The 26854-nt window shown below is 65.6% G+C and carries 24 protein-coding genes; 7 read left to right on the top strand and 17 right to left on the bottom strand.

Annotated elements, in window-relative coordinates:
- Positions 1 to 3 precede the first annotated feature (3 nt).
- Entirely contained in the window at positions 4 to 1632 is a 1629-nt protein-coding gene (locus AC1DTF_RS26230; RefSeq protein WP_477476203.1) for a fatty acid--CoA ligase, read from the bottom strand.
- Positions 1633 to 1736: 104 nt separating this feature from the next.
- Between AC1DTF_RS26230 and AC1DTF_RS26225 the strand changes: the two genes are divergently transcribed.
- The gene (locus AC1DTF_RS26225) at positions 1737 to 2048 is read left to right on the top strand and encodes a hypothetical protein (protein ID WP_477476202.1); all 312 of its coding nucleotides are present in this window, start codon (positions 1737 to 1739) and stop codon (positions 2046 to 2048) included.
- A 10-nt stretch (positions 2049 to 2058) separates the two neighbouring features.
- Here AC1DTF_RS26225 and AC1DTF_RS26220 read toward each other — a convergent pair whose 3' ends face one another.
- The 9 genes from AC1DTF_RS26220 to AC1DTF_RS26180 all read right to left on the bottom strand — a co-directional run bounded on the left by AC1DTF_RS26220 (position 2059) and on the right by AC1DTF_RS26180 (position 12790).
- Positions 2059 to 3081: a beta-propeller fold lactonase family protein gene (locus AC1DTF_RS26220; RefSeq protein ID WP_477476201.1), complete on the bottom strand. Its 1023-nt coding sequence runs from the start codon at positions 3079 to 3081 to the stop codon at positions 2059 to 2061.
- Between the two features lie 405 nt (positions 3082 to 3486).
- A complete protein-coding gene (locus tag AC1DTF_RS26215) occupies positions 3487 to 4242 on the bottom strand; it encodes an SH3 domain-containing protein (RefSeq protein WP_057165634.1) in 756 nt (251 codons plus the stop codon).
- Between the two features lie 144 nt (positions 4243 to 4386).
- Positions 4387 to 5613 carry an acyl-CoA dehydrogenase family protein gene (locus tag AC1DTF_RS26210; protein ID WP_477476200.1) on the bottom strand — a complete coding sequence of 409 codons (1227 nt, stop codon included), beginning with the start codon at positions 5611 to 5613 and terminating at the stop codon, positions 4387 to 4389.
- A 16-nt stretch (positions 5614 to 5629) separates the two neighbouring features.
- Positions 5630 to 6268: a TetR/AcrR family transcriptional regulator gene (locus AC1DTF_RS26205; protein ID WP_057165633.1), complete on the bottom strand. Its 639-nt coding sequence runs from the start codon at positions 6266 to 6268 to the stop codon at positions 5630 to 5632.
- A gap of 46 nt (positions 6269 to 6314) precedes the next feature.
- A complete protein-coding gene (locus AC1DTF_RS26200) occupies positions 6315 to 7004 on the bottom strand; it encodes a response regulator (protein ID WP_477476199.1) in 690 nt (229 codons plus the stop codon).
- Positions 7001 to 8539 (bottom strand): sensor histidine kinase, encoded by a 1539-nt coding sequence (locus AC1DTF_RS26195; RefSeq protein WP_477476198.1) that lies wholly within the window; start codon positions 8537 to 8539, stop codon positions 7001 to 7003. Before AC1DTF_RS26195 ends, AC1DTF_RS26200 begins: the two co-directional genes overlap by 4 nt.
- 171 nt (positions 8540 to 8710) lie before the next feature.
- Positions 8711 to 10129: a purine-cytosine permease family protein gene (locus AC1DTF_RS26190; RefSeq protein WP_477476197.1), complete on the bottom strand. Its 1419-nt coding sequence runs from the start codon at positions 10127 to 10129 to the stop codon at positions 8711 to 8713.
- A gap of 61 nt (positions 10130 to 10190) precedes the next feature.
- Entirely contained in the window at positions 10191 to 11606 is a 1416-nt protein-coding gene (locus tag AC1DTF_RS26185; protein ID WP_477476196.1) for a C69 family dipeptidase, read from the bottom strand.
- Positions 11606 to 12790, bottom strand: a complete 1185-nt coding sequence (locus AC1DTF_RS26180) for a glycerate kinase (RefSeq protein ID WP_477476195.1) — start codon at positions 12788 to 12790, stop codon at positions 11606 to 11608. The genes AC1DTF_RS26185 and AC1DTF_RS26180 overlap by 1 nt, the downstream gene beginning before the upstream one ends.
- An 88-nt stretch (positions 12791 to 12878) precedes the next feature.
- Here AC1DTF_RS26180 and AC1DTF_RS26175 point away from each other — a divergent pair, with 88 nt between their 5' ends.
- From AC1DTF_RS26175 to AC1DTF_RS26160, 4 genes are all read left to right on the top strand, one after another.
- Entirely contained in the window at positions 12879 to 13538 is a 660-nt protein-coding gene (locus tag AC1DTF_RS26175) for a GntR family transcriptional regulator (RefSeq protein ID WP_477476194.1), read from the top strand.
- 118 nt (positions 13539 to 13656) lie between these two features.
- Complete coding sequence (locus AC1DTF_RS26170; RefSeq protein ID WP_477476204.1) at positions 13657 to 15030, top strand: cation:dicarboxylate symporter family transporter; 1374 nt, start codon at positions 13657 to 13659, stop codon at positions 15028 to 15030.
- Positions 15031 to 15141: 111 nt separating this feature from the next.
- Complete coding sequence (locus AC1DTF_RS26165; RefSeq protein WP_477476193.1) at positions 15142 to 15939, top strand: DUF3060 domain-containing protein; 798 nt, start codon at positions 15142 to 15144, stop codon at positions 15937 to 15939.
- 218 nt (positions 15940 to 16157) lie between these two features.
- Positions 16158 to 17096 carry a methionyl-tRNA formyltransferase gene (locus AC1DTF_RS26160; RefSeq protein WP_477476192.1) on the top strand — a complete coding sequence of 313 codons (939 nt, stop codon included), beginning with the start codon at positions 16158 to 16160 and terminating at the stop codon, positions 17094 to 17096.
- On the opposite strand, the gene AC1DTF_RS26155 is transcribed toward AC1DTF_RS26160, so the two are convergent.
- The 3 genes from AC1DTF_RS26155 to AC1DTF_RS26145 are packed head-to-tail and all read right to left on the bottom strand — an operon-like array spanning position 17097 to position 20200.
- Positions 17097 to 17945 (bottom strand): peptidoglycan recognition protein family protein, encoded by an 849-nt coding sequence (locus AC1DTF_RS26155; protein ID WP_477476191.1) that lies wholly within the window; start codon positions 17943 to 17945, stop codon positions 17097 to 17099.
- A 6-nt stretch (positions 17946 to 17951) separates the two neighbouring features.
- The gene (locus AC1DTF_RS26150; RefSeq protein WP_057165627.1) at positions 17952 to 18725 is read right to left on the bottom strand and encodes an amino acid ABC transporter ATP-binding protein; all 774 of its coding nucleotides are present in this window, start codon (positions 18723 to 18725) and stop codon (positions 17952 to 17954) included.
- Complete coding sequence (locus tag AC1DTF_RS26145; RefSeq protein ID WP_477476190.1) at positions 18722 to 20200, bottom strand: amino acid ABC transporter substrate-binding protein/permease; 1479 nt, start codon at positions 20198 to 20200, stop codon at positions 18722 to 18724. Before AC1DTF_RS26145 ends, AC1DTF_RS26150 begins: the two co-directional genes overlap by 4 nt.
- Positions 20201 to 20361: 161 nt before the next feature.
- Between AC1DTF_RS26145 and AC1DTF_RS26140 the strand changes: the two genes are divergently transcribed.
- Positions 20362 to 20661, top strand: coding sequence for a hypothetical protein (locus AC1DTF_RS26140; protein ID WP_477476189.1), 300 nt, complete (start codon positions 20362 to 20364; stop codon positions 20659 to 20661).
- Positions 20662 to 20667: 6 nt separating this feature from the next.
- On the opposite strand, the gene AC1DTF_RS26135 is transcribed toward AC1DTF_RS26140, so the two are convergent.
- Positions 20668 to 21639 (bottom strand): glycosyltransferase family A protein, encoded by a 972-nt coding sequence (locus AC1DTF_RS26135; protein WP_477476188.1) that lies wholly within the window; start codon positions 21637 to 21639, stop codon positions 20668 to 20670.
- Positions 21640 to 21898: 259 nt separating this feature from the next.
- Here AC1DTF_RS26135 and AC1DTF_RS26130 point away from each other — a divergent pair, with 259 nt between their 5' ends.
- Positions 21899 to 24643, top strand: a complete 2745-nt coding sequence (locus tag AC1DTF_RS26130) for an alpha/beta fold hydrolase (protein WP_477476187.1) — start codon at positions 21899 to 21901, stop codon at positions 24641 to 24643.
- Positions 24644 to 24700: 57 nt separating this feature from the next.
- On the opposite strand, the gene AC1DTF_RS26125 is transcribed toward AC1DTF_RS26130, so the two are convergent.
- From AC1DTF_RS26125 to AC1DTF_RS26115, 3 genes are all read right to left on the bottom strand, one after another.
- A complete protein-coding gene (locus AC1DTF_RS26125) occupies positions 24701 to 25147 on the bottom strand; it encodes a hypothetical protein (protein ID WP_477476186.1) in 447 nt (148 codons plus the stop codon).
- A 489-nt stretch (positions 25148 to 25636) separates the two neighbouring features.
- The gene (locus AC1DTF_RS26120) at positions 25637 to 26161 is read right to left on the bottom strand and encodes a hypothetical protein (RefSeq protein WP_477476185.1); all 525 of its coding nucleotides are present in this window, start codon (positions 26159 to 26161) and stop codon (positions 25637 to 25639) included.
- A gap of 505 nt (positions 26162 to 26666) precedes the next feature.
- Positions 26667 to 26854, bottom strand: a 188-nt coding sequence (locus AC1DTF_RS26115; protein ID WP_477476184.1) for a hypothetical protein, incomplete at its 5' end; no start/stop codon positions are given.

Genomic DNA, 26854 nt, shown 5'->3' with positions numbered 1-26854 from the left:
TCGCTAGAGGGTGACCACCTCGTAGTCACCGTCTGCGTGCCGGGCGCGGATGGTCTTCTTGTCGTACTTGCCCACGCTGGTGCGCGGCACCTGCTCGACAAAGGTCCACCGCTCCGGTAGCCACCAGCGAACCACCTTGTCGGCCAGGAACTCCCGCAGCTCCTCGGGACTATGGGCGGCACCCTCCTCCAGCACCACGACGGCCAGCGGGCGTTCCTGCCACCGCTCGTCGGGCACCCCGACGACGGCGGCCTCCAGCACGCCGGGGTGGCCGATCAGGTGGTTCTCCAGTTCCACCGAGGAGATCCATTCACCGCCGGATTTGATGACATCCTTGGCGCGGTCGGTCAGCGTCACGAAACCGTCGGTATCGATACGGCCCACATCACCGGTGCGCAGCCAGCCGCCGGCGAACTTCTCGGCGTCCCGGCCCAAATAGTAGCCGCCGGTGATCCATGGTCCCCGAACCTCCAACTCGCCCACCGATTCTCCGTCGTTGGGCATGGGGTCACCGGCGTCGTCCACGACGCGGACCTCCACCCCGCACATCGGTCGGCCCTGGGTGATGCGCATCGCCCAGTGCCGGTCCTCGGCAACGCCGGGCAGCGGTTTGGCCACCGTCGCCAACGGCGAGGTCTCCGTCATGCCCCACGCCTGCTGGATGTACACCCCGTGCTCTCGCTCGAATGTCTGCATCAGCGACAACGGCACCGCAGATCCGCCGCAGGCGACCAGGCGCAATGACGAAACGTCGTGGCCCGGGCTCTTTTCCAGGCAGTGCATCACATCGTTCCAGATCGTCGGCACCGCACCGGCCACGGTGGGCCTGCGCGACTCGATCAGTTCGATCAGCGAGGCACCGTCCAGGAAGCGGTCCGGCATCACCAGATCGGCGCCGGCCATCAGGGCCGCGTAGGCCAGCCCCCAGGCATTGGCGTGGAACATCGGTACGATCGGCAACACCACATCGCCACTGCTGACATCCAGAGCGTTGGCGGTGCAGGTGCTGAGCGAATGCAGATACGTCGAACGATGGCTGTAGACAACGCCTTTGGGATTTCCGGTGGTCCCGCTGGTGTAACACATCGCCGCCGCGGAGTTCTCGTCGACATCAGGCCAGTCGAACTGGCCGGGCTGCCCCTCCAGCACGTCGGCGTAGCGCAGCACCCGCACGTCGGCGTCATCGAGCGGTCCGGTGTCCCCGTCACCGGCGACGATGACCGTGTGCACCGTGCTCAGCAGGGGAAGCACCGGAGCCAGCAGCGGTATCAGCGACGCGTCCGCCACGATGACCTGGTCCTCGGCCTCGTTGGCGATGAAGGCGATCTGTTCGGCGGAGAGCCGGATGTTCAGCGTGTGCAGCACAGCACCCATCGCCGGGGCGGCAAGGTACACCGCCAGGTGCTCGGYGTTGTTCCACATGAAGGTGGCGACCCGCTGATCCCCGTCGATGCCGAGCCCGCGCAGTCCGTGGGCCAGTTGCGCGACCTGTGCCCCGAGCTCGCGATAGCTGATGCTGCGGTATCCGCCCTGTCCGGTGGCGGTGGTGACGACGCGGTCGCCGTTCACCGCGCAGGCGTGCCGCAGGATGGCGGCAATGGTCAGGGGCCAGTTCTGCATGGTGGACAGCACGCGGGCGATGTTAGCGCCCCCGAAGACCCGGTTTGCAACGATTCACCATCTGGCGGCGATGTACAAAGCAGAAGACTTTGAGCACCTCAGACAGGGGGCGCGCCATGCGTCCGATCACAGTGACCGCCGGATTGCTCGCCGCCGCCTTGCTGGCGGTGCCGCCACCACAGGCGGCGGCCGATCAGACCGCCCTGGAGACCATCGGGATGCTGGAGGCTCAGGGCTACACCGTCAACGTCGACCGGATCGGCAGCGCACCGCTGGAGCAGTGCACCGTCACCGGCATCCGCAACCCTCAGCAGGTCACCCGGTGGGTGAACGTCGAGGACGACGGCTGGGGCACACACGGCGACAGCGAGCTGGTGGAAATCGTGGTCAGTCAGTCGATTTCGGTGTCGCTGGACTGCAACCGCTGAGCCGCGGAGTTCAGACCCCGGCCGGTGCCAGCTCGCGCACGGCGTCGAATGCCACCGCGTCGAACGGCGAGTACATCGGTGCCGGTGCGGCCACCCGGAAAGCGGTGACGCTGCCGTCGACATCGGCGACGTAGAGCCGGTCACCGGAGGCGTTCAGCGCGGCGGACACCGGACGGGCGCCGACGGTGATGGTCTCCACGACCTCATGGGTGACCGTGCACAGCACCGCGACCTGGTCGTAGTCGACGACGTAGGCGTGCGCACCGTCGGCGGACAACGCCATCTGGATGGGCAGGGTGCCGGCACTGATGCTGGCGGTGATCGCGAAGGTCTTCGGGTCGATGACCTCGATGACACCGCGGGCCTGCAGATCGGAGGTCAGCGCGTAGACGTTGCCGTCGGCCGAGACGGCCAGGTCCCGGATGGGCGCGCCGAAGGCGATCGACTTGCGTGCCTTGGCGGTCTCGGTGTCGACGACCACCACCCGGCTACCCCGACTGGTGGTGACGGCCACGTACAGCCGTCGGCCGGACGGGTCGACGGTGAGGGCATCGATGGTGGAACCGGCGCCTGCGCCGATGTCGACGGTGYCGACGCGGTCGGCGGTGATGTCGATGACGGCCACGTCCACATGGTCGTGTCCGGCGCGGGCGGCATAGGCACGCTTGCCGTCGGGACCGGCCGTCACCGCGGTGACCGAGAGGGCCAGCGGGTAGTTGCCCACCACCGAGTTGGTGCGGGTGTCGATGACCTGGACGATGTCGGCCTCGATGTCGCTGCTCACCACGAAGGCGCGATCATCGGTCAGTGCCACCGCGAAGGGCTCACCGTCGACGGGCACCACGGCGGGTGCGCCGGCGCTGTCGGGACGGAGCACCGTCACGCTGTCGTCGCCGTAGTTGGCGACCACGATGGAGTCGGCATTGGCTGCCAGGTCGGCGATCGGGCCGCGGTCCACCGCGACCGAACCCGCGAAAGCGGTCTGCGAGTCGTTGAGCGCGGCCGCATTGGCGCGCACGAAAACACTTGCCATCTTTTCGACACCTCCGCCGGATGACTATCCCGGCACTTGATTCAGTCGCCAGCGCTCGAGCTGAACGCGTTTGGACCGAGTCTAGCGACGAAAGAACGTACCCAATCCGGACGATGGGCGCTCCCCGTGGTCGCCGGCGGTTAACCTCTCAGACATCCCTCAGGAAAATATCGTTATGCAGTTGTGACCTGCCTGTGGCAACTCATCGTGCGCCGCTCAACTGCCCATTTGCCTGTTCAGCTAACCGACGCCAGACCGGAAACCCCACCCGTCACACAAAGAATTCTCAGACCTTGCCGGGAAAGTGAAACGCAGATCACAGCCGACACGTCAGCAAACTTTGGCGATCATGAAAGCCGCACCGGTGCCGGTCCGTATTGACATAGCTGACAAATTAGCGGTGCGCTAGGGCAGCAGAATGTAGGACAGCTCCGGAACGGCCTGCACGGTGCGGCCYGACCAGATGTGCGGCGCCCTGTCGGCCGCGGCCATCTCGGTGATGCGCAGGTAGAGCCCGTCGGCACGGCTGGAGGTGGCGTCCACCCACGCGACGTGGCCGGCGTCCGGGGCGTCCAGCACACCGGGCGGTATCACCACCAGCGCGCGGTCCCGGGGTTCCTTGACGACGGTCCACCCTGCCGACCGCGCCGACGCGGCCAGGTCCCGTGGCGCGCCGTCGACCGCCGGATAGGACCGCTTGCCGGAGGCGAAGTACCACTTCTCCATGGCACCCCACAGCGCGGACCCCTCGTCGGCGGGGTTGCTGTCGACGGTTCTGCCCGTGGCCCGCGGCTCTGCCGGACGCATCGATTCGGTGGCGCACGGTGGCACAACCGGGTCATCCGACCCGGTGTCCAGCATCGCGTCGGTGACGTAGCCACCGTCGGCCAACCGATTCCACAGATCGGTGGACATGTCGTAGGGGCCACCGTTGAACACCGTCCCGCGCGTGTAACAGGTGATGGTGATCCGGGCGCCGTCCCGGATGCTGCCGACCCGCTGACTCGTCGTCGACGGCGCCGAGCGCACGTTCAGGTCCCGGCTACCGGTGTTGACCGTGACCGTGGCCGAGTTCTCCGCCGATTCCGGCGCCGCGAGAGCCGGCGGCGCGACGGGCAGCAACACCGCCGACGCGGCCAGCAGGAACAACCGCCGATACATCCCAGTCGTGTGCACAGCAAGCCTTTCGGACACCGGTCCGGAAAATCATAAAACCGGCCCGATCAATTTGCTGGCAGCACACGAAGTATTTGCCGAGTTGATACCTGAAGCGCCCCCGGATGCGGGTAGGCCCAGCGCTCCGCGTCAGCCGGTGACATCCCGGCCGATGAGCTGACGTGCGATGATCCACTGCTGCAACTCGTTGGCACCTTCGAAGATCTCCAGGATTTTCGCGTCGCGGTACATCTCCTCCAAACGCACTGATTCGCCGCTCTCCGATACCCGCCGGGCGAATCCCACCGCGCCGTGGATCTGAATTGCTTCACGCACCAGATCATTGGCGAGCCTGGTGCCGTAGGCCTTGGCCATCGCGGCTTCCGGTTCGGCGCTACGGTGGCCGCGGTCTATCAGCGTCGCCGCTTTCTGATAGAGCGTGCGGGCGCACTCGATCTCGGTGGCGCGTTGCGCCATCACAAACTGCCAGTGCTGCATGGCCCCCAGCGGATTGCCGAAGACCTGCCGGGTCTGCAGTCGGTGGACCGCCAAGTCCAGCGCGGCCTGCGCCACCCCCACACCGGCTGCGCCGATGCCGATCCGTCCGCGTACCAATGACGACAGTGCGACGCTCATCCCGCCGCCGACTTCTCCGAGCAGATTGACTCGCGGCACATGCACATCGCTGAACACGATGTCGGCGGTGATCTGGCCGCGGTGACCCATCTTGAGATCCGGAGCGCCGACGCGGACACCGGGCGAGGACAGGTCGACGAGCAGCATCGACGCTCGATCGCCGTCGGCACCCGCCCGCACCAGCACCGACACCCAACCGGCGACCACGCTGTTGGTGATCCAGCGTTTACGGCCGTTGAGCAGAAATCCGCCGCTGACCTCTTCCGCCACGGTGTGCAGACGCTGCGGAGTCAGGTCCGAACTGGAGTCGGGTTCGGTGGTCGCGAAAGCGAACGCCACCCTTCCGCTGATCAGTTCGGGGATCAGTCGAGAGCGCAATTCCTCGGCGGCGAAGGCGAGGGTCTGCGGGACCAGGATGCACTGGCCGTCATACACACCCGCCAGCGATGACGAGTGGTAGGCGATCTCCTCGGCAACGGTGCAGGTGCMGAGCATCGGGTGGCTCAATCCGCGTCCATATTCGGGCCCGAACGGCACGGCGAACATTCCTTCGTCGGCGAGTCCGCGAAAGGCCGTCCACGGAAAGCTGTCTGCCGATTCCTCGCGCTCGCCGATCTCGCGAGCGTGCGGCACCACCTGGCGCTGCACCGCGGCACGGGCCTCGGTCCGCAACTCGACGATCTCATCGGGCAGCCAGACATCGTGGGTCATCCGGTCCTGAGTGCGCGGGATTGAGGTCACCACGCCACAATAACAGTCAGTTCTGACTGTTATTGCCGGTCTCTGCCAGCAGGGTCCGCGCCAGACCCTGCCACCGCTGCAGGTGCGGGTCGGCATCAGGATCGCGGTCCTCGATCGCATAGGTGAGTGCCACCCCCCGCATGCTGGTGAAGAGCAGATCACGGGTGTCGGCGAAGGCCGGGTGACTGCTGTGCGACGGACCGAACATTGTCGCGATGACGTTTTCGATTGCCCGCCCGAGCCGATGCTCGGAGGCCGCCAACTCACTACGCAAGACCGGATCCGTTCGGGCGGCCAGCCACAGCTCCATGGCTGCCCAGAAGTAGGGTTGCCGAAAGGTCTTCCACAGCAGGGCAACAGCGTAGTCGATACGCTCGACCCCGTCGGCCTCGATGGTCGGCGCACTCTCGAACCAGAGTTCCATTTCTCCGATGCGCTCCGCAGCGAGGCGCTGGGCTGCCGCCACGAGCAGTTGTTCGCGGGACGGGAAGTAGTGCAGCAGGCGACCTCGCGAGACAGCCGCCAGACGCTGGATGACCACGGTACTCGCGCCGGCGTACCCGTGGCTGACCAACGCCTGYACGGCCGCGTCCAAGATCAGCGCGCGACTGTCGGCCCGACGGGCACGGTGCGGCTTGGGTTCGGATTCGGCCATGCCCACAGACTACCTATTACCGTCAGGGCTGACGGTAAAGACTATTTCAGCGCCACTGATAGCGGGTCTTGGGCCGCCCGGCCTTGCCGTAGTCGGTGTGACGCGTAACGGTGCCCTCATCAGCGAGGCGTTCCAGGTAGCGCCAGGCGGTCACCCGGGACACCCCGACCTGCGCGGCGGCCTCATCGGCGGTCAGTCCGGCCGGGCAGTCGCGGACGGCCCTGGCGATTTCGTCGGTGGTCTGTGGGGCCGCGCCCTTGGGCGCAGCCGCCCGGTCGGCGCCGATGCGCAGCTCGGCCATCGCCCTGTCCACCTCTGCCTGGCTGGCGGCCTCGGTACCCGCGGGCAGCGCGGTGCGGTAGCGGCGATAACGCTCCATGCGGTCCCGGAAGGCGGCGAAAGTGAACGGCTTGAGCAGATAGGCCAGCGCCCCGTGCGAGACGGCGGCGCGCACCATCTCCAGGTCGCGCTCGGAGGTGATGGCGATGATGTCCGGGGCGGGCGCCAGCCCAGACAACCCGGAGGCCAGTGAGATCCCGCTGGCGTCGGGCAGGCCGAGGTCCAGGAGCACCAGGTCGATGGGTTCCCCGGCCTCGGCCGCGGCGGCCGCCGTCCGCATGGCGTCACGCGCGGTGTGCACCACCGCCGCCGGCGAAAAGCCTTCCAGGCGAGCGAGATAGGTGCGATGCGCCTCGGCGATCAGCACATCGTCTTCGACGATCAGCACGCTGATCACAGGTCGATCACCACCGAGACCACCGATCCGTAGGTCACATCGGTGCTCAACGTCCCGCCGTGGCGGTGCACCACCTGCGCCACCAGCGCCAGCCCGATGCCGTGCCCGTCGGCGTTCTTCGTCGAGTACCCCCGACGCTGCGCCTGGGTGAACACGTCGGCGTCCATCCCGGTACCGCTGTCGGCCACGATGATTCGCAGAGCATCAGCGTCCTGGGTCACCGTCACCTCGACCCACGGGTCGTCCCGGTCGCACGCATCCATCGCATTGTCGATGAGGTTACCCAGCACGGTCACCAGTTCCTGCCCGGTCAGCGCGACATCCGAAGGTAATTGGGTGTCCTCGGTGACGGTCAGCGCGATACCGCGTTCGTCGGCCTGGGCGGTCTTACCGAGCAGCAGCGCCACCAGCGCGGGTTCACTGACCGCCTCCGACAGCCGGTCCACCAGCCGTTGGGACAGCTCAAGTTCCTTGGTGGCCACCGCGACCGCATCCTGCGGGCGACCCATCTCGACCATGGTGATCACGGTGTGCAGTTTGTTCGCCGACTCGTGCGCCTGTGCGCGCAGGGAGTCGGTGAGTACCTGCAGGGAGCTGAGTTCGCCAAGGGCGCCCTGCAATTCGGTGCGGTCCCGCACGGTCACCACCTCGCTGCCCGAGTCTGGCACCTTCGCGCGGTTGACCACCAGCACCCGCTCGTCGGTGACGTGCAATTCGTCGCGCACCCCGGGATCGGCGACCTGCAGGAACCCCGGCAGATCAGTGACCGACACGGGCCCCGGCGGCAGCGCCAGCAACCGGCGGGCTTCGTCGTTGACCAGCACGACCCCGGCGCGGTCCAGCACGATCAGACCTTCGGTGACCGCGTGCAGGATCGCATCGTGGTGGTCATACATCACCCTCAGCTCGTCGGGACGCAGCCCGCGTGTCTGACGCAGCAACCTGCGACGGATCCCCCACACCCCGACAAGCGAAACGGTAAGGGCGACAACGCCCACCGCCGCGATCACCGCCCACTGCTCGCGCCACCGCTCGGCCAGGCTCTGCTGCAGGATGCCGGCGGCGACCAGGCCGATGACGCGGCCGTCGGCATCGTGCACCGGCGCCACCGCGCGGATCGAGGGGCCCAGCGTGCCGGTGTACACCTCGGTGAACGATTCACCGTGCAGGGCCGGTTCGATGTTGCCGAGGTAATCGCCGCCGATCTGGGTCGGGTCGGTATGGGTGTAGCGGGTGCGGTCGGGCGCCATGATGGTGATGAACGCGATGTCGGTGTGCCTGCGCACCAGTTCGGTGACCGGTTGCAGCGTCGCCGTCGCGTGGCCGTCCACGATCGCCTGAGCGGTCGACGGCGAATCGGCCAGCGAGGTGGCGATACCCAGTACCTGCGCCTCAGCCGCGGCGTCACCGTCCTGGCGTGCGTCGAGCAGCGCCAGCCCACTGCCGGCCACCACGATCACCGCGATCACCAGGATCTGCAGCGCGATCGCCTGGCCCGCCAGTGAGCGCGGCCACGGGGCCGGACGTCTGTGCATCGCACCTCCGCTGACGTCGCCACTGAACGAAATGAACCCTCTACCCAAGTGGAGGTTACGGGGAGGAAGGCCGCAACTGATACAGGAAGCGCCTCGTGAACGGTCGGTGGCCAACTCTCCAGGAGTCGCGGCACCTCTCGCACATTGGGCGGCCGACCAACGTCGTGCGGGTCATTCCCGACGCTGCGAGACCAATTTCTCTGGCTCGCCAGCCGGGGTGTAGTACCGGCCCTTCGTCGCTGCGGTCATGGCGATGTGAATCACCGGACCGACGAACATCGCTACGAATGATGCGTAGGCAACGGGATACACCTCGAGAATCCCAAGGGCACCGATGAGTACCGCGACGCCCAACGCAGTCAGGCCGCACGGATTCCATTCCCGCACCTCACCCTCGCGGTACTCAATTTGCTCGGTGCGACCCAGCTTGAGCCAGCGCCGGCAGATGAAGTAGTCGGCCAGGATGATCAGCACCCATGTATTCGTGAGTACCCCGGTGATGGCGAGGAACGTGCCCAGGTGGTTGATCACGTTGGTGGCGTAGAACACCACCCCGAACAGCCAGACCGCGAACATCCACCAGGGACGGCCGGGCCGGAAGTGGGCGATCACGTCGAACCCGCTCGACAGCGTGATGGACCCGCCGTAGAGGTTCATCACGTTGATTCGAATCTGGGTGATCAGCACAAAGATAACGCCCGCAAGGCCCATCAGATGAACGAATACGAAGCCAGGATCCTGCGCCTTCTCTTCGCCGAACTCTCCGACCAGTGACGCGCCCAGCATCGCTCCGAGGAAGATGATGGCGAACATCGGGATGAGTTCGAGCAGCATGATCGACGACGTGCCACGGTAGCGGATGGTGCGTTTGGCGAACCGGCCGTAGTCGGTGGCCATCAGACCCTGGAAGATCATCTGCCCGTTGGCAAAACTCATTGCTGTCCACAATGCCGCCCCGCCCGACATTCCGGTGGCGGCCCAACCGCTCGGGCCCACTATGTCGTGCTTAGAGCCCAATTCAATCAACGCCCACACCAGCAGGCCGATGAAGATGGGAAATCCCCAGGTTTGTAGCGCGGACATCGCGTACATGCCGCGCCACACGAAGCCGATGGTTACCAGGCCGATCAACGCGAAGATCGCGATGCCGGCGAGCGAGCCGATGGGGATGTCGAAGTAGTACGCCAGGGCGTGCGAGACGATTGTGCCCTCGAACAAGAAGTAGTAGACGAAGTTGATTGCGTATATGAACGACGTCACCGCAGCCCCACGGCTGCCGAAGCCAAGTCCGCGTGAAATTAGGCTCTGAGACAAGCCCTCTCGGCTCGCCATGCGCATCGTCAGCGCGCCGATGAGGATGGCACCAAAGAAGAAGTAGCCGATAGGCAGCAGCATCAATGGCCAGCCCACCAGGAACGTCTGTTGGGCCCCGAACGAGAAGAAGAACATTGCTGTGGCGTTGCCCAGCAGCACGAGGCTAATGGCCRGTATCGGCCACCTCTTGTTGTCGGGCACGCGATCAATCGCATAGCTCTCGATCTGGTCGTCAATCGAGGCCTCTGGACCACGGAAGACGTTGCGTATTGACATGGCACTCCTTGCTTCAGGCGCTGATTCGGCGCAGTGACGCATCTAACTGATATGAAGGTGGTTAAGCGAAAGTCGCGGGCGCCCAACGCGGGTCGATCGGCAGGTCCAGGTCGGCATCGAAGAACTTGAGTAGATCTGCCACGATGGCGGTGGCAGTGTCGTGGCAGTCCCTGGTGAACGCCTCGAGGTCCCGCGGATCGGTCGAAAGCGCATGGATTGCGCCGTGCCAACGAGTTTCAAGCGGATCGAAAGCAGTCCTAATGACCTTCGCGCGGCCGATGAAGTCGTTCCTCGCGGGGTCCTTGGCTGCGTCCAGAAGCTGCTGCCACTGCCACCACGAGGACGCGGAATCGAACGTCGCCGGTGAACTCCGCCGCGGGTCCCACGAGTTGGCCCCGGCCATCGGCAACTGCACTCCGGCGGGGAGCCGAGGCGCGTCGACGAAGAACGGTAGGTACACGCCGGTGCACGGAGTAACGGGGCACCACCACAGGGCGACGGGCCGCCGTGGGTCGTCGTGCAGTTCGACGACGAGCGATGCGGCTGTGTTTCCCCATGTGAAGCCCGACGGATGCTCGTGCATGCATAGGGTGAGGAAGTCCGGCCGGGACGCGTCGAAATTTGGTCCCCCCAGGAAGGTTCCCTCCAGATGGTCGCGCAGAATTGCGAACGCCCCGGCCACGTCCAATCCGCCCCGTTCGCGCGCAGCCGTCAGCATTGCCTCAGCGCGTCGCCGACGGATGTGCGAGATCTGCAACGGGGTGCCGGGATCGGTGTAAGCGTCGGCTACGTCAAAGGTCTGACCGGCCGGAAACCATCCGGCATCGACTGCCCGCCGGCGAAGACCCTCGCTGGTGGAGTCTGCATCCGCGCGGATCGAGATCTCGTTGCTGATGGCATAGGTGCCCTGCGTCACGTGCCGTGCCGCCCACTCGGTGCCTGCCGTCTCGAGGATCCACGCCTCAGTTGGGTCTGCGATGAGATACGCATTGTCGTAGGAACCCGGACCGTGGTCCTTTGCGACGACCGCCGAACCCCACTGCCCGTATTGCTCGAGCAGATCGGTCATCACACCGAGCGCTTCTCGTGCGGTGGCGCCGCGTTCCAGGCCCAGCCGAACCAACTCCATACCGAGCAACCCGGGCTCGGGACCGCTTCCGCCGCGATCTGCGGCCACGGCCGCCGCCCAGGAGCGCGTGAACAGCGCCTCGTTGCCGATTGCGACTCGGTGCTCATTGACCCCGATCTCGTATCCCCAGCACCAGAACGGCGCAGACCCGACGTGTGCGTAGGCGTCGGCATCGTCGATGGTCACGTAGGCCAGCTGCAACGGGTCACCTGCGCTACGAGCCGCCCTCCGCCGCAAGGGTTGGGCCTCGCCGGCAGGGCGGTCACTGTTCTTACCGAAGATCGTCGCCCCCGTGCGGGTCGCACCGGGCAACGCGACAAACGTGTCACAGCTCCAAGGCCGTTGCATCAGCGGGCTCCTTCGAATTCGATGTGCTGGCTCGAAGCGAAGCGGTCCAACGCCTTCGCGACGGCGTGACGGACCAGGTGGGCGGTCAGTGCTGAGTCTTCGGCGCACCGTTGATCCATTTGGTCGATCGCCACCACATCGGCGAATGGGCCGTTGTCTTCGGCTTGGTCAAGACGATTGGTGCCCACAATGGCCAGCGCGGGCACGCCAAGGTCGGCGGCCAGCCTTGCGACCATGACCGGCCCCTTGCCTCGCAGACTCTGGGAGTCAAGACTCCCTTCCCCCGTGAGCACCAGATCGGCGTCGGCGAGCACGTCGCGTGCACTGAGCATGTCCAGGAAGAGCTCTGCACCGGAACGTAATTCGGCACCGATCAACATTCCGGCCCACGCCAGGCCGCCGGCCGCGCCGGAGCCGGGCGCCCGGTGCAGGCCAACTTTCCCGAGGGCTGGCTCGACCGCGCCGGCCAGATGCCTCAGCGCCAAGGACAGCAATCGAACGCCGCTGTCGTCGGCACCTTTTTGAGGGCCGAACACCTCGGCCGACCCGTCCGGGCCGACCATGGGGCTGTCGACGTCGCACGCCATCGTCAACTGCGTGGCGGCCAGTCGGGGGTCCACGCCGCTGATGTCGACACGGGTGACCAACGGCAAGGCCGCACCGCCCACCCCGACCGGTTCACCAGATGCGTCGAGCAGTCGTACGCCCAGCGCGGTGAGCATTCCCGCGCCACCGTCGGTGGTCACGCTGCCGCCAAGTCCGACGGTGATGTTCCGAAAGCCCTCGTCAAGCAGGGTGAGGATGACCACGCCGACGCCCATGCTGGTAGCGGCCAGCGCATCGGCAGGCGTCAAACGAGCACCACTCATTCCGCAGATCGTTGCCACCTCGATGATCGCCTTCGCGTCATTGACCGCGACGCGGGCAGTGATCGGTCGGCCCCAGGCATCAACACTGGGCATGCGCTTCTGGGTCCACCCGGACCGCAGTGCGGCGTCAACGCTCCCGTCGCCTCCATCGGCGATGGCGAGGGGAACGGCCACTTTCGCTGCGCCCACGTCAGCGCATCCGCGGATCATCGCGGCGACCGCTTCCTCAGCGGACAGACTGCCCTTGAACTTGTCGGGCGCGAGCACGATCCGAGTGAATTCCAATGTGTCCTCCGTCTCACGATTGTTCGTCAAGTTATCACAGTGATCAAGTTGCCTCGTCAGCGATTTTGCTACCTCGCAGATATTCTGTGACTTCACGTGCGCTGAAAGGACCGTTGGTATGTCGTTCGAACTCAAGACGCAGTCCGTCGGGGAAGCGCTGATCGACTCGCTGCGCCAGCGCATCCTCACCGACGACATCCCCGCCGGTCGGCCGGTGACCGAAGCCTCGGTGTCCAGCGACTACAGGGTCGCGCGACAGACCGCCAAAGCCGCGATAGAGCACCTCGTGGCCGAAGGCCTCCTACAGCGCACTGCTCACCGCAGCGCGAGAGTGCCCATCTTGGACGAGAAACAGGTGAGGGATCTCTACTTCGCGCGCCGCTTCCTGGAGAGTCACGCCTACGCCCTACTCGCACGGGATCGTCGACTCTCCGACACGGTCGCGACCGCGCACGAGACGTTCAAGCGTGCCGCCGAAGACGGCGACCTCGTCACCGTCGTAGAGGCTGACATCCGGTTGCACACTGATCTAGTCGGGAGTCTGGGMAGCCCACATCTAGACCGCGCGCACTGCCTCGTTGTCAACGAAATGCGCCTGTGTCTAGGACAGGTTCAGAGCCACCACCTGCTCGACCCCATTGAGATCCATGCTGAGCACGATGCGATCTTGAAGGCCATCGTCCACGGTGACGCTCAGCGTGCGGCACAACTCGGCGATCAACACCTCGACCACGCCGAGCGGCGGTTGCTCGATCACCTCGGCACCCGCGAGCGCTGACGCCGGCCCGATGGGCCCCGGCGCACCCTCCCGTGAACGAAATGAACAAAAACGTGACCTGGCTCACGCCGTACCGGACCATCCTTACATGACTACTTCCCAGCCACCGTCCCCGGCGATGCCGCCGCAGGACGCCCCGCCACAGGGTCCATCCAAAACCAAACGGGACCGTACCCACTGGCTCTATATCGCCGTGATCATCGCGGTCGTCGCCGGCGTCGCCGTCGGCATCCTGGCCCCCGATGTGGGCAAGAGCGTCGGCGTGCTCGGCACCATGTTCGTCGCGCTGATCAAGATGATGATCGCGCCCGTCATCTTCTGCACCATCGTGTTGGGCATCGGTTCGGTCCGCAAGGCCGCGACGGTCGGCAAGGTCGGCGGTCTCGCCTTCGTCTACTTCCTCGCGATGTCCACGTTCGCACTGGCCATCGGCCTCGTCGTCGGCAACCTGCTGCACCCGGGTGAGGGACTCAATGTCACCGACACCGCGGGCAAGGGTGCCGAACTCGCCGACAAGGCCCATGAGGCCGGCGGTCTGCTGGACTTCGTCCAGGGCATCATCCCGACCTCGATGTTCTCGGCGCTGACCGAGGGAAGCGTGCTGCAGGCGCTGTTCATCGCGCTGCTCGTCGGCTTCGCGATCCAGGGCCTCGGATCTGCGGGCGATCCGATCCTGCGCGGTATCGAACACCTGCAGAAGCTGGTCTTCAAGGTCCTGGTGATGATCCTGTGGCTGGCCCCGATCGGCGCGTTCGGCGCCATCGCCAACGTGGTCGGGCAGACCGGCTGGGCCGCGGTCGGACAGCTGATGACCCTGATGGTCGGCTTCTATCTGACCTGCGCCATCTTCGTGTTCGGTGTGCTCGGAACGCTGCTGCGGGTGGTGGCAGGTGTGTCCATCTTCAAGCTGGTGCGCTACCTGGCCCGCGAATACCTGCTCATCGTCTCGACGTCCTCCTCGGAATCGGCGCTGCCGCGACTGATCGCCAAGATGGAGCACCTCGGCGTCGACCGCACGACCGTCGGCGTGGTGGTTCCCACCGGCTACTCGTTCAACCTGGACGGCACCGCGATCTACCTGACCATGGCATCGCTGTTCATCGCCGGCGCACTGGGAGATCCGCTGAGCGTGTCCGAACAGATCGGCCTGCTGGTGTTCATGATCGTGGCCTCCAAGGGCGCAGCCGGTGTCACCGGCGCCGGGCTGGCCACGCTGGCCGGCGGTCTGCAGGCGCACCGCCCCGATCTGCTCGACGGCGTCGGCCTGATCGTCGGAATCGACCGGTTCATGTCGGAAGCCCGCGCGCTGACCAACTTCTCCGGCAACGCGGTCGCCACCATGCTGGTGGGGTCGTGGACCAAGACGATCGATCGCGAGAAGGTGGATGCCGTTCTGGGCGGACATGATCCGTTCGACGAACTCACCATGCTCGACGATCACTCGGACCGGGCCAAAGAACCGGCATCGGGCAAGGTCCCGGTATCGGCATAAGGCTCGGCGCAGAAACCTGCGGCGTCGGAACCACCCCTCGGTGGCTCCGGCGCCGCAGGCGTATTGCGCTCCTGCCCACCGCATCACCCCGGGATATGCGACCATCTGCCCATGAACCCGCAGGACGACCCGGAAGCCCGGATCCGTGCGCTGGAGCCCACCGAACTCGGCTCCGAGAACGCAAGTCCTACGAGTCGCGGTGCCGGATACTCCGCGCCACCACCGCCGCTGCTTCCGCCCCCGACTCAGCAGTGGCCGGACCAGTCGCCCTACTTCCAGCCGCAGTACGGACAACGGCCCTATGGCCAGCCCGAGTACGGCCCGCCGCAGTACGGCCAAAACCCTTATGGCGCTGATCCATACGTCACTGGATACCCCGCCCCGTACCCGACCGGCCCGTCAGCTTCCGGGTTCCGGCCGTGGATGGCGATCGTGCCGATCGTGCTCGTCCTCTTCCTGCTCGCCGGCGGTGCGGCAGCGTACTTCCTGTACGCGAACACCTCGGCACCCGAGACACCAGGGATCGCCGGCGGCGGTGATGTGCTGACCGACGGGCCCGAGGCGCCGGTCCTGCCGTCCCTGCCGACGATCATCACCATTCCGACCGACATCGCCGAGCCCCCGTCGGACTCGCCTGCGGAACCGGGCACCACCCTGACCATCAGCGGCATCGGCACCAACAAATCGGTGACCTGCAACGACAACATCGTGATCATCAGCGGGGCGAACAACACCGTCGACATCACCGGCCATTGCACCGCCGTCACGGTGTCGGGCTTCGAGAACATCGTCACCACCGAGTCCACCCGGGAGATCGCCGTCTCGGGCTTCGACAACAAGATCACCTACCGCACCGGCGAACCCCAGGTGAGCGAGTCCGGCAGCGGGAACTCGATCACCCGGGGTTAGCGCGCCCGCCCACCCGGCATGACCTGGTGTTCATGTCGGGATGGTGCGAATCGAGCAAAAACGATCTTGATGTCTCCGGCGCATGCGGCCGGGCACAGCTAACGCACAGCGTTGACTTAGCTAAGGCTTAGTTAATCTGCTAACTTGTCTTTGACATTCCGCGCGGGACATCCGTCCCACGGACGAGACAGAGTGATATTCAGCGAGGTCAGTGGGTTATGCGCATCGTTTCGTTCGGCTTCCAGACATGGGGAGTCAAGACCCTCCAGGCCCTCGTCGAGCTCGGACACGAGGTCGCACTCTCAGTTACCCATCCGGCCAGTGACGATTCCTACAAGGGCATCTTCTCGGATTCGGTCGAGGACCTCGCCCGTAGCTACGGCATCCCGGTTCATCTCACCGAGCGCGTCGACCACGACACCATCGACTTGGTGAAGCGCGCCGAGCCCGACGTCATCGTGGTCAACAGCTGGTACACCTGGATGCCGCCGGAGCTCTACAACCTGCCGCCGCACGGCACCCTGAACTTGCACGACTCGCTGTTGCCCAAGGGCACCGGCTTCTCCCCCGTCATCTGGTCGCTGATCAGCGGCGAATCCCAGATCGGCCTGACCGTGCACCGGATGGACGAGAACCTCGACACCGGCGACGTCCTGGTTCAGCATTCACTGCCCATCGGGCCGCGCGACACCGGCACCGAACTGGTCGAGCGGGGCATCGACCTCATCCCGGGTGCACTGAAGGAAGCGCTGACCGCCCTGGAGTCCGGCAAGCCGCAGTGGCGAACGCAGGACAAGGCGACCCGCACCTACTTCCACAAGCGCTCCGAGCGCGACAGCCTGATCGATTGGACCTGGCCCGCCGAAGATCTGGAGCGGCTGGTCCGGGCGCTCTCGGCCCCCTACCCCGCCGCCTTCACCCACTACCGTGGCGAGCGGATCGAGATCCTTGAGGCCAAGGTCTCCGAAATCCGTTACGGCGGAACGCCGGGACGGGTGATCGTGCAGGAGGGCGGAGGCGCGGTGGTGTCCGGGCCGCAGGCCTACCGCGGTGGCAACCTCGGCCTGGTGATCACCCGGGTGCGCTCGGCCGACGGGGCGGAGCACTCCGGCGACAAGTTCTTCCGCCGCGGCGGTTACCTCACCAGCCAGCCCTGATCACAGGATCCGGAGCCGCAACGCCGCAGCCGTCGCCGGGCCGACGATCCCGTCGACCGTGAGTCCGCGGTAACGGCGCTGGAATTCGCGCACGGCGACCTCGGTCTCGGCACCGAACACCCCGTCGACGACGAGATCCCCGGCGTAAGCGGCATAAGCGGCCTTGAGTCTGCGCTGGAGTTCGGCCACCTGCGGGCCCGCGCTGCCACGGTGCAGCAGAATGCCGGCGTACTCGCCGACCGGCACCGGTGGCCGCGGCCTGCGCATCGCGGCGAAGTCCGGCCTGATCTGCTCGGTGATATCTCGGCGCAGGACGTCCATGTCGATGGCACCGGGATCCCATTTGCCTTGGGTACGGCCCGCGTACTCCTTGTGCCCGATGGTGCGCGCCGACGTCTGCGCCAAGTGCCGGTTGATCGCCGCACAACAACGCACCAACGCGAAATACTGTGCGTCCGGCCAGTTCCTGCGATGCGACGCCGACGGGCTGGTCCCACTGTTGGCGCATTCGATGCCGATCAGGTGCCAGTTACCCATGTTCGCCGGCACCCACGGATACATCCCGACACCCGCGTGCCAGGCCACCCCGGCGGCCACCACGGTGACCGCGCCGTCACGGGCGATGTGCAGCTGCGACAGCGGCCCGGCCAGATCGGTGCGCCCGGTGGCGATGGATGCCGCAGTGGCCCGGTCCGAGCCGGTGTGATGCACCATCACCCCGCGGATGTCCTTGAACGTGCCGTGGCCGCGGTCGCGCCAGCCGGGAAATTCGACAGGCTCCAGCCCTTCGCCGCGCAGCACTGCAGGCAGCCAGACCGGGTTGCCGGCGGGCGGTTTTCTCAGAGGCACTAACCGTCAGAGTACCTTTGACAGAAACTCCTGCAACCGTGGGTGTTTGGGGTTGTCGAAGAGTTCGGCGGGTTCGGCGTCCTCAACGATCTTGCCGCCGTCCATGAACAGCACCCGGGACGCCACCTCACGGGCGAAGCCCATCTCGTGGGTGACCACGACCATCGTCATGCCACCGGAGGCGAGTGCGCGCAGCACCTCCAGCACATCGCCCACCATCTCCGGGTCCAGCGCACTGGTGGCCTCGTCGAACAGCATGATCGACGGGTTCATCGCCAGCGCCCGCGCGATGGCGACGCGCTGCTTCTGCCCACCCGACAGCGTCGACGGCTTCACGTCCGCCTTCTCCGCCAGACCGACCTGCGCGAGCAGTTCACGCGCCTTCTTCTCGGCGGCGGCCTTGTCCATCTTCTTGGTCAGCAGGGGCGCCAGCGTGACGTTGTCGAGCACGGTCATGTGCGGGAACAAGTTGAAGTGCTGGAACACCATGCCGATGTGCTGTCGCACCTTGTCCAGGTTGACCTTCGGGTCGGTCAGGTCGTAGTCATCAACGGTCACCTTGCCCCCGGTGATGTCCTCAAGCTTGTTGAGGCACCGCAGAAAGGTGGACTTGCCGGAACCCGAGGGCCCGATGACGCAGACCACCTCCCCGTGACTGATGGTGGTGTCGATACCGTTGAGCACGTCGAGTTCCCCGAAGGACTTCTTGAGGCCCTCGATGCGGATCTTGACGGTGCCAGCCGGCTCGGTAGCCGCGGATTCTGTTACCAGTTCACTCATTTCACGAGCCGCCTTTCCAGTCGGTCCGAGAGTTTGGTCAGCGCCATGATGACGATGAAGTAGATGATGCCCACGATCAGCCACATCTCGAAGGCCTTGTAGTTGCCCGCGATGATGATCCGGCCGCTCTGCGTGAGCTCGGCGATACCGAGCACCGACAGGATCGAGGTGTCCTTCAACGTGATGACGAACTGGTTGATATAGGACGGGATCATGGTGCGGATGGCCTGCGGCAGAATCACTTTACGCATCGTGGGCAGGTATCCGATGCCGAGGCTGCGGGCGGCCTCCATCTGCCCCTTGTCGACCGCGAGGATGCCGCCGCGGACGATCTCTGTCATGTAGGCGCCGGCGTTGAGCGAGAGCGTGATGATGCCTGCTGTCACCGCCGACATCTGGAAGCCCAGCGCTGTGGGAATGCCGAAGTAGATGAAGAACGCCTGCACGATCAGCGGTGTACCGCGGAAGATGTCGACGAACGTGGTGCCGATGGCGCGCAGCCAGATCGACCGGGACACCCGGGCCAAGCCGAAGATCACGCCCAGAATGAGCGCGAAGAAGATCGATGACACGGTCAGGATGATCGTCATCTTCAGGCCGGCCAGCAGCATCGGTGCGGTGCTCTTGATCAGCCCGAAGAACGAACTGTCGCTGGTGGCCGCACCCTCGCCCAGGTAGGTCGACAGGATCTCGTCGTAGCGGCCGGAGGCCTTGAGGTTCTTCAGCCCGGCGTTGAACTTCTGCAGCAGTTCCGCGTTCTGCCCCTTGTTGACGGCAAACCCGTACCCGGTCGGATCTTCTTTCGGCGTCACGGTTTTGAAGCCGTTGCCCTGCTGTATGGCGTAGAGCAACACCGGGTAGTCCTCGAAGGCCGCCACCGAGTTGCCGGTTCGTACCTCGTCGAACATGGTGGACGAGTCGGCGAAAGAGACCACTTCGAAGCCGTACTGATCTTTGATCGAGTCCGCGAAATCTGCGCCCTGGGTGCCGTTCTTGACCGAGACCCGCTTGCCGCGAAGGTCCTCGTAGGACGTGATGTCCTCGTTGTCCTCGAGCACCGCCATCTGGATTCCGGACTCGAAATAGGGTTCGGAGAAGTCGAACACCTTGCGGCGCTCGTCGGTGATCGACATGCCTGCGATGACACCGTCGACCTGGTTGGCCTGCACCGCCTGGAGCGCTGCGTCGAAACCGAGGGGCTTGATGTCGACGTTGAAGTTCTGGTCCTCGCCGATCGCCCGGATCAGATCCATGTCGATACCCACGAAATTGCCGCCGGCGTCCTGGAATTCGAACGGCGCGAAGGTCGTGTCGGTGGCGATGGTGTAGGTCTCGCCGTCCGCCGCGGCGGTCGCCGGGGCCAGCATTGCGGTGCCGAACAGCCCGACGAGCAGCCCCACCAGCAGTACTGCGAGCCGCCGCCCGGGCTTGGCGGGTGGTTCAGGCCTACAGCCCGACGAGGTTTCGGCTCGCATGTTGGTCTCCCGTCCGATGTGCCGTGACGGATTCACGCTATCGCTGCGCCGCGCCCTGCGGGGGATCTCCAGACAATCTCCACGTCAGCTCCAAGCGGCGTCACCGTCCCGGGCAGCACGATCGACCCATCGAAACCGATCACCACCAGGAAGGAACGGTCATGCGCATCGCATTCTCCGTTGTCATCGTCTCCGCCGCCCTCGGCGTGTTGGCCGCCACCGCAGCGCCGGCCAACGCCGAGTCCGCCAACCTCACCATCGATCAGTTGGAGGCCCAGGGGTTCGACGTCCGCGTCAATCGCCTGGGTAGCGCCCCGCTCCATGAATGCGAGGTCACCGATATCGGCCACGTACAGGAGCAGAGGCGTCTGGTCAACGTGGACGGGTTCAACGACCGCAACGCGATCGTGCCCATCGTGGTGAAGCGCACCATCACGGTGTCGCTGGACTGCTCACGCTGACGGGTGTCAGCCCGGCGGCGAGTATCCCTGCAGATAGGGCGTTCTCGGCCGCGGGGAGATGAAGGACGGCAGCCGCGGCGGAAGGTCGGGTTTCAGTGCGGCGGGCCCGACCGATGACCACACGGTGGACACCGCGCCCTTCGAGGCATTGATGCCGAAGTCGCGCGCCAGGTGCGGTCGGTACGGCAGGGCGGGGCCGAGCAGCTCGTTTCCCGAATGGTTCTCACCGGTGTCCACGTGGTACGCCGCGCCGGTGAACGGCAGCGGCGCGAGTGCCCGCCCGCGTTCCTGCCACCACTCCAGTGAGTACCGGTGATTGCCCAGGACCTCTTCCAGCCCGTCACCGAACGCGGCCGCGATCTCCTGTTGGGACGCGGTCACGGTGAGTTCCTCGGGCACCTCGTACGCGTGCAACGGGACGATGAAGGAGCTACCGCAGATCCGGAAGAGTTTCCGCTGCAACGTGTAGCAGTTGCGGGCCCGCGAATACATGACACCGCGCTTGAGTACCCAACCGGGGTGACCGGGATGGCTGCTGATGAACGAGACCAGGTCGCGGTGCACGAAATCGTCGGCGTCGACCTGCATGACGTATTCCGGGTCGAATGCCCGTGCGGCGATCAGCCCGACGCCGACCTTGGTGCCCTTGTCCCACACCCCGGGGGCCTTCCCGGTCTGCGGCGCGCCGTCCAGGGACGGCGGCGCGAAATCCACCTCGACGAAATGCGTGCGCGCCGGCAGGGCGAAGGACGGCCTGCGGTTGCCGACGACGATGACCACGTAGTCGTCGCATGTCTGCCTGGTGATCGAGGCCAGGGTGTCCTGCAACAGCACCTCGACGCGGGCGTAGTCGGCTGAGTTGTGCGGGTGCCGCAACGTGGTGACGAAGGCGAGCATCAGCGCGACCTCGCAATGAGGGTTGTCATCGTCAGGGACACCCCTGCTCCAGTACTCCAGCGAACCCGCGGTGGGTTTCACCCCGGATGACTGACGTTTCAGACAATTCCAGCCTTGCTTCCCTGTCGCCTGCCCACGCCGAGGCCGATTGCCGGCGGTCGCGCGCGAGCAGAACCTGTGAAGTCACTGTGAACGATCACCTTCGGCACGTTTCATCAGCGCAGATCTGCACGGTTCGCACGCGACGGAACCCACAATTACCAGGAATCTCACAGTTAGGCTAGCCTGCCCGAAGTTTCTACACCCGAGTAGGTCAGTTCAGCAGGGCCGGAGGGCCGACATGTTCGACAGCGTCAACTGGTACCGGATGCGCTATTTCAGCAAACACCCCAGCACACCCGCATCGACGCCGACGGCGCAGGTCACGCGCATTCTGCGACGGGCGGGCAATGTGCGCGACACCCCAATCAGGACGCCATCGGCGGTCGTGCCCGCCTGTCCCGACGGTCGTGCCCGACGTGCCGCCAGCCTCGCGGCAGTGATCAGCGTCACGCTCGCCGCCGCCGCCGTCCTCGCCCAGCGACCGCAGCGCCGCAACGCGACGGCCCGCCCAGCCGAGCCCGCCACCACCGCGTCGGAACCGATCGCCCAGGACCCCGCGCAGGATGACCGCCCACTCGAACACCGTTCGGTGGCGGCCCATTTCGCGGCGACCGCCCGCAGCCGGCCGGACCAGGTGGCCCTGAGCACCGCAACCGAATCGGTGACCTATCGCGACCTGCTCGGCGCAGCGCTGACGTCGCAGATGCACCCCCGAGGCGATGAGCCCCGTGCCGCCGTGCTGCCCGCACCGCTGACTCCCGCCACCGTTGCGACCGTGCTGGGCTTGTTCGCATCCCGCATCCCCGTGGTGGCACTGGACCCGGCGATGCCGGCGAACCGCGCGCAGAAGATCTCGTCGATTCTCATCGAGCACGGCTACCAGCCATGGCCGGTGCAAATCCCGGACGCGGTGCCCGGCAGCGCCGACGTCGATGCAGACCTGGGCGCAGATGCCGACACCGACGATGTCACGAGCATCCAATTCACCTCGGGGTCCACCGGCACGCCCAAGGCGGTGCTGCACCCGAACGGGTTGTGGCTCGCCGACGCTCAACTGCTCAATGACCGCTTCGGCCTCCGCGACGGCCGCAAGGTCGCGCTATGCCTGCCGATCAGCTTCGCAGCAGGACTCAACGTGCTCATCGCCGCCCTACTGGGCGGGGCCGAGGTCATCGCCATCGACCCTCAGAAGCATTCCGCACGCAAGGCTTTCGAACGCATCACCGATACGGGCGCACAGGCGATCGCCTGCACACCGGCGTTCGTCGACGCACTGCACACCGCCGCACGCGGCGCCACCCTGCCCTCGGTGGAGCGGATCGTGACCACCGGCGAAGCGGCGCACGCCCGCCACGTACGGTTGGCGCGCGAACTCGCCCCGAACGCGGTGTTCACCAATTGGGCGGGTTCGACCGAGACCTTGGCCATCGCGAGCTACGACATCCCGCCCGGCGCTCCGTTGCCGCACGGCGTCATACCGGTGGGAATTCCCGCCCCGCACAAGCATATCGACATCGACGCAGCCGGCGCGGTGTCGATCACCTCACGCCATCTGGCCCGCGGGTATTTGGATCCGGAGGCCACAGCCGCGGCATTCGCGGTCCATCCTGATGGGTCGCGGACCTACGCCGGAGGCGACATGGGGCGCTGGGATGAACACGGCAACCTGGTGCTGTCCGGCCGAGCAGATGCCACGGTCAAGATCAGGGGTTATCTGGTCGAGCCCTCGGAGATCGAATCCACGCTGTTGGGCTATGACGACGTGCGGGAGGCCGTCGTGGTGGCAGACACCACCGGTACCCCGACCCTGGCCGCCTATGTGGCCGCCGACCCCGATGCCCGCACTCCGGCCGTGGCCGAGCTGCGCGCCCGCCTGCACCGSGACCTGCCCGCGTACATGGTGCCCGCCTACATCACGGTGCTCGGCGCACTGCCGCGTGGTGACCGCGGCAAGATCGACCGGACGGCACTGCCGCCCGTAGGCCGACCGGAGTTCGATCCTCCTCGTGGAGAACAGGAAACCTCCGTCGCGCGGCTGTGGTCCGAGGTGCTGCACATCGAGAGCGTGGGGCGGACCGACGGCTTCTACGCACTCGGCGGGGACTCGCTGAGCGTGACGCAAATGCTCGCGCGTGTGACCGAGGTGCACGGCGCCACACTGAACCCGTCGGATCTTGCCGGTGCGCCGACGGTGGCCGAGTTCGCGCAGAAGCTCACCAGCTCCGGTGGCCCGGCACTGACGCCGACCACAGTGGCGCTACGACCGATATCGGCCGATACCGTTGGCACGCCGCTCTTCTGCTTCTCCGGGGCCGGCGCTTCTTCGCTGTGTTTCGTGCCGTTCACCCAGCGCATCGGCGACAAGACGGCGGTGTACGCCCTGGAGCCCAAGGGGCTGGAGAAGCGTGCGATCCCTGACCTGTCGGTGCAAGCCGCGGCCCGCCGCCACGTCGGCAATGTGCGCCGGGTCCAGCCATGCGGCCCGTACATCCTGGTCGGCCACTCACTGGGCTCCCATATCGCGCTGGAAGCAGCTCGGTTGCTGCAGAACGCCGGGGAGACAGTTGAATTGCTCGTGATGTTGGACCCGTGGCTGTCACCGCAGGCGGCCCGGCAGGCAGGCGCCGGACTACCCGATGTCAGGGTCACGCTCCAGGAGACCATGCCGACCGATATCAGATCCTGGTGGGCGCACCAGAAGAAGGTGCCGCTGGCCGGCCTGTTCGTCGGCGACGATCAGCGCAGGACGGCGGCGATCGAGGAAGTCGGCATCATGACCGGTTTACGGTACGTCCCGCAACCTTGGTCCGGACGCGCGCTGGTTGTTCTCAGCCACCTCAACAAAGACGATCCTCGGCTGTGGCCGCGAATCATCACGGGCGATCTGACCATCCAGCATCTGGAGTGCACCCATATGTCGATCGTGCGCGAACCGCACATCGCTGCCGTGGTCGACATGATGGACGAGGTGCTGGGCAGCTAGAGCGAGCGACGTGCATCGGGAGGGCAGCAGCGCCACACCGCCACCCTCCCGATGTCGCTAGCGGAACAGGTTGCCGATATTGCGGACCAGGTTGCGGCCCGCGGTCCCGGCGTTGCGCGCCAGATCATTACCGGTCCGGTTGGCGTTCTGCACCACGTTGTCGGTGAAGGTGCCGCCATTGACCAACAGATTGGTCCCGACGCGGCCGAGACCCTGTTGCACGTCGCTGCCCACCTGCCCGGCGTTGCGCTGCAGATTGCTTCCGAAGCGGCCGAGGTTACGCACGAGGTTGTCGCCGAACTCGCCGACGTCCTCGGGTGTGATGGCGTTGGCACTTACTCCGGCGTTGCGCTGCTGCGCGGCGACATGCGCATCGGCGGCACTTGTGTCGGCCGACGCCGTCCCGGCGCCCGCGAGGGCCACTCCGAGACACATTGTTGCGGTGGCGCCTGCCAGCACCATCCCCTTGATCATTTCGGGCTTCCCCGACCCGTTGCGATCCATGATTCGTCTCCCTCCAGCAAATACCGAACGAACAAGCTGAAGCTAACACAAAAAGTGTGTCGCAGATCATACCTAAGGGGACGAATCACGCACGAATGATCACGGTTTTGTCCAGATTTCGCTTTGCTGGGAGCTACCCCGCGGACTGGCTATCAATCCTGAGCAGCTCCGACCGGTAGGCCCCTGAACTGGCAATACCGTGATCATGAAACACAGCAAGTATTTACGATGTGGATAATAAAGCGGTTACCAGGCACTTGAGCACCGCTGCGGGCCGCTGGCGCTACCGGCCGGATCGCCGTGACGCCTGCGGCAATTACGCCACGGCACCTCGTCCCGACCCGACAGCAAACCACATCGGGAACACGGGGTCGCGCCCGTCCGAAGCAGGTACAGGCAGGTCGACGAGCGGGCAAAAGCAGCAAGGTCCGGGGCGGCCACGCGAAAGGGCAGCGGCGGATGCCACTGCCCTTTCGCGAGTGAGCTGAATCAGTCGAACAGGTCACCGATGTTGTCAACAAGGTTGCCGCCGGCCTCACCGGCATTACCGACCAGATTGGACCCGGCCTCACCGGCATTGCCCACCAGATTGCTGCCGGTGTCACCGACGTTCCCCACCAGATTGCTGCCGGCCTCGTTGGCATTCCCGAATACGTTGCCACCGGTCTCGCTGACGTTGTCCACCAGATTATTGGCGACCGTCCCACTGTTGATCAACGCATTGGTCCCGGCCTTCCCGAGCTGCTGTTGAGCGTTACTCCCGACCTTGCCCGTGTTCTGGACCAGATTGTTGCCGAACTTGCCGAGGTTTCTCACCAGGTTGCTTCCGAAGTCCCTGGGGTTGGAGCTGCTACTCGTGGCGCTCTGCCGCGCCGCGGTGCTGCCGCTGTCGTCGGTGTCCGCAGCGGCGGTTCCGGCGCCCGCCACCGCGATTCCGAGGGACACCGCAGCGGCGGCCCCGGCAAGCGCCGCGCCCTTCAGAGTCGTCGACATATCCAGACGATTGCGATCCATGACTATCTCCTTCAGCAAATAGGTGCGAACCACTTCTGCGTCAACCGACGCACCCGCCGCATACCCGGGACAAAATTTCACGAAACCGTAACCGCGGGGATTATCCTTTGCCTGACACGGACTTCGAACTTCAGCAATACACCGTGCAAGATCGCAAGACACAAAGCTCACAGCTCGCCGGCAATCAGTCGAACTACGCCAGCAACAGCTGAAAGGCGAGACGGCTAGCCATAGAACTGCGATTATGAAGGCCAACGCGAAACGCCAGCGTCATTCGACGATGAGCGGATGCCGACTGCCGAGTTGGCCCGGAGACAGTTTTGCTGCAATCTTGGCAAAAGTTCTCGTTCGCAAAGATTTTCCGGGATAGCACCGGCACACGCGCCCACTTCCGGATTGAGATCAGCAAATGCTCAGATCAATCACCGCGCGGCGCCATCTGGCCCAGACAYGACGGCGGGCAGCGGGAGAACTCACCCGCTGCCCGGCCTCAATCGAATTCGGACTAGTCGCCCAGGATGTTGCCGACGAACTCGCCGAGGTTCTGCTGCGCGTTACTGGCCGCGGTGCCGCCGTTGACCAGTACGTCGGTGCCAACCTGGCCAAGTCCCTGCTGCGCGTCGCTGCCGACCTGACCCAGGCCCTGTTGCGCGTTACTGGCCGACGTCCCACCGTTGATGAGCAGGTTCGAAC

The sequence above is a fragment of the Mycobacterium sp. P4_H6 genome (assembly GCF_056400845.1).
The sequence above is the reverse complement of the archived record's forward strand: the minus strand, read 5'-3'. Positions and strand labels throughout refer to the sequence as shown.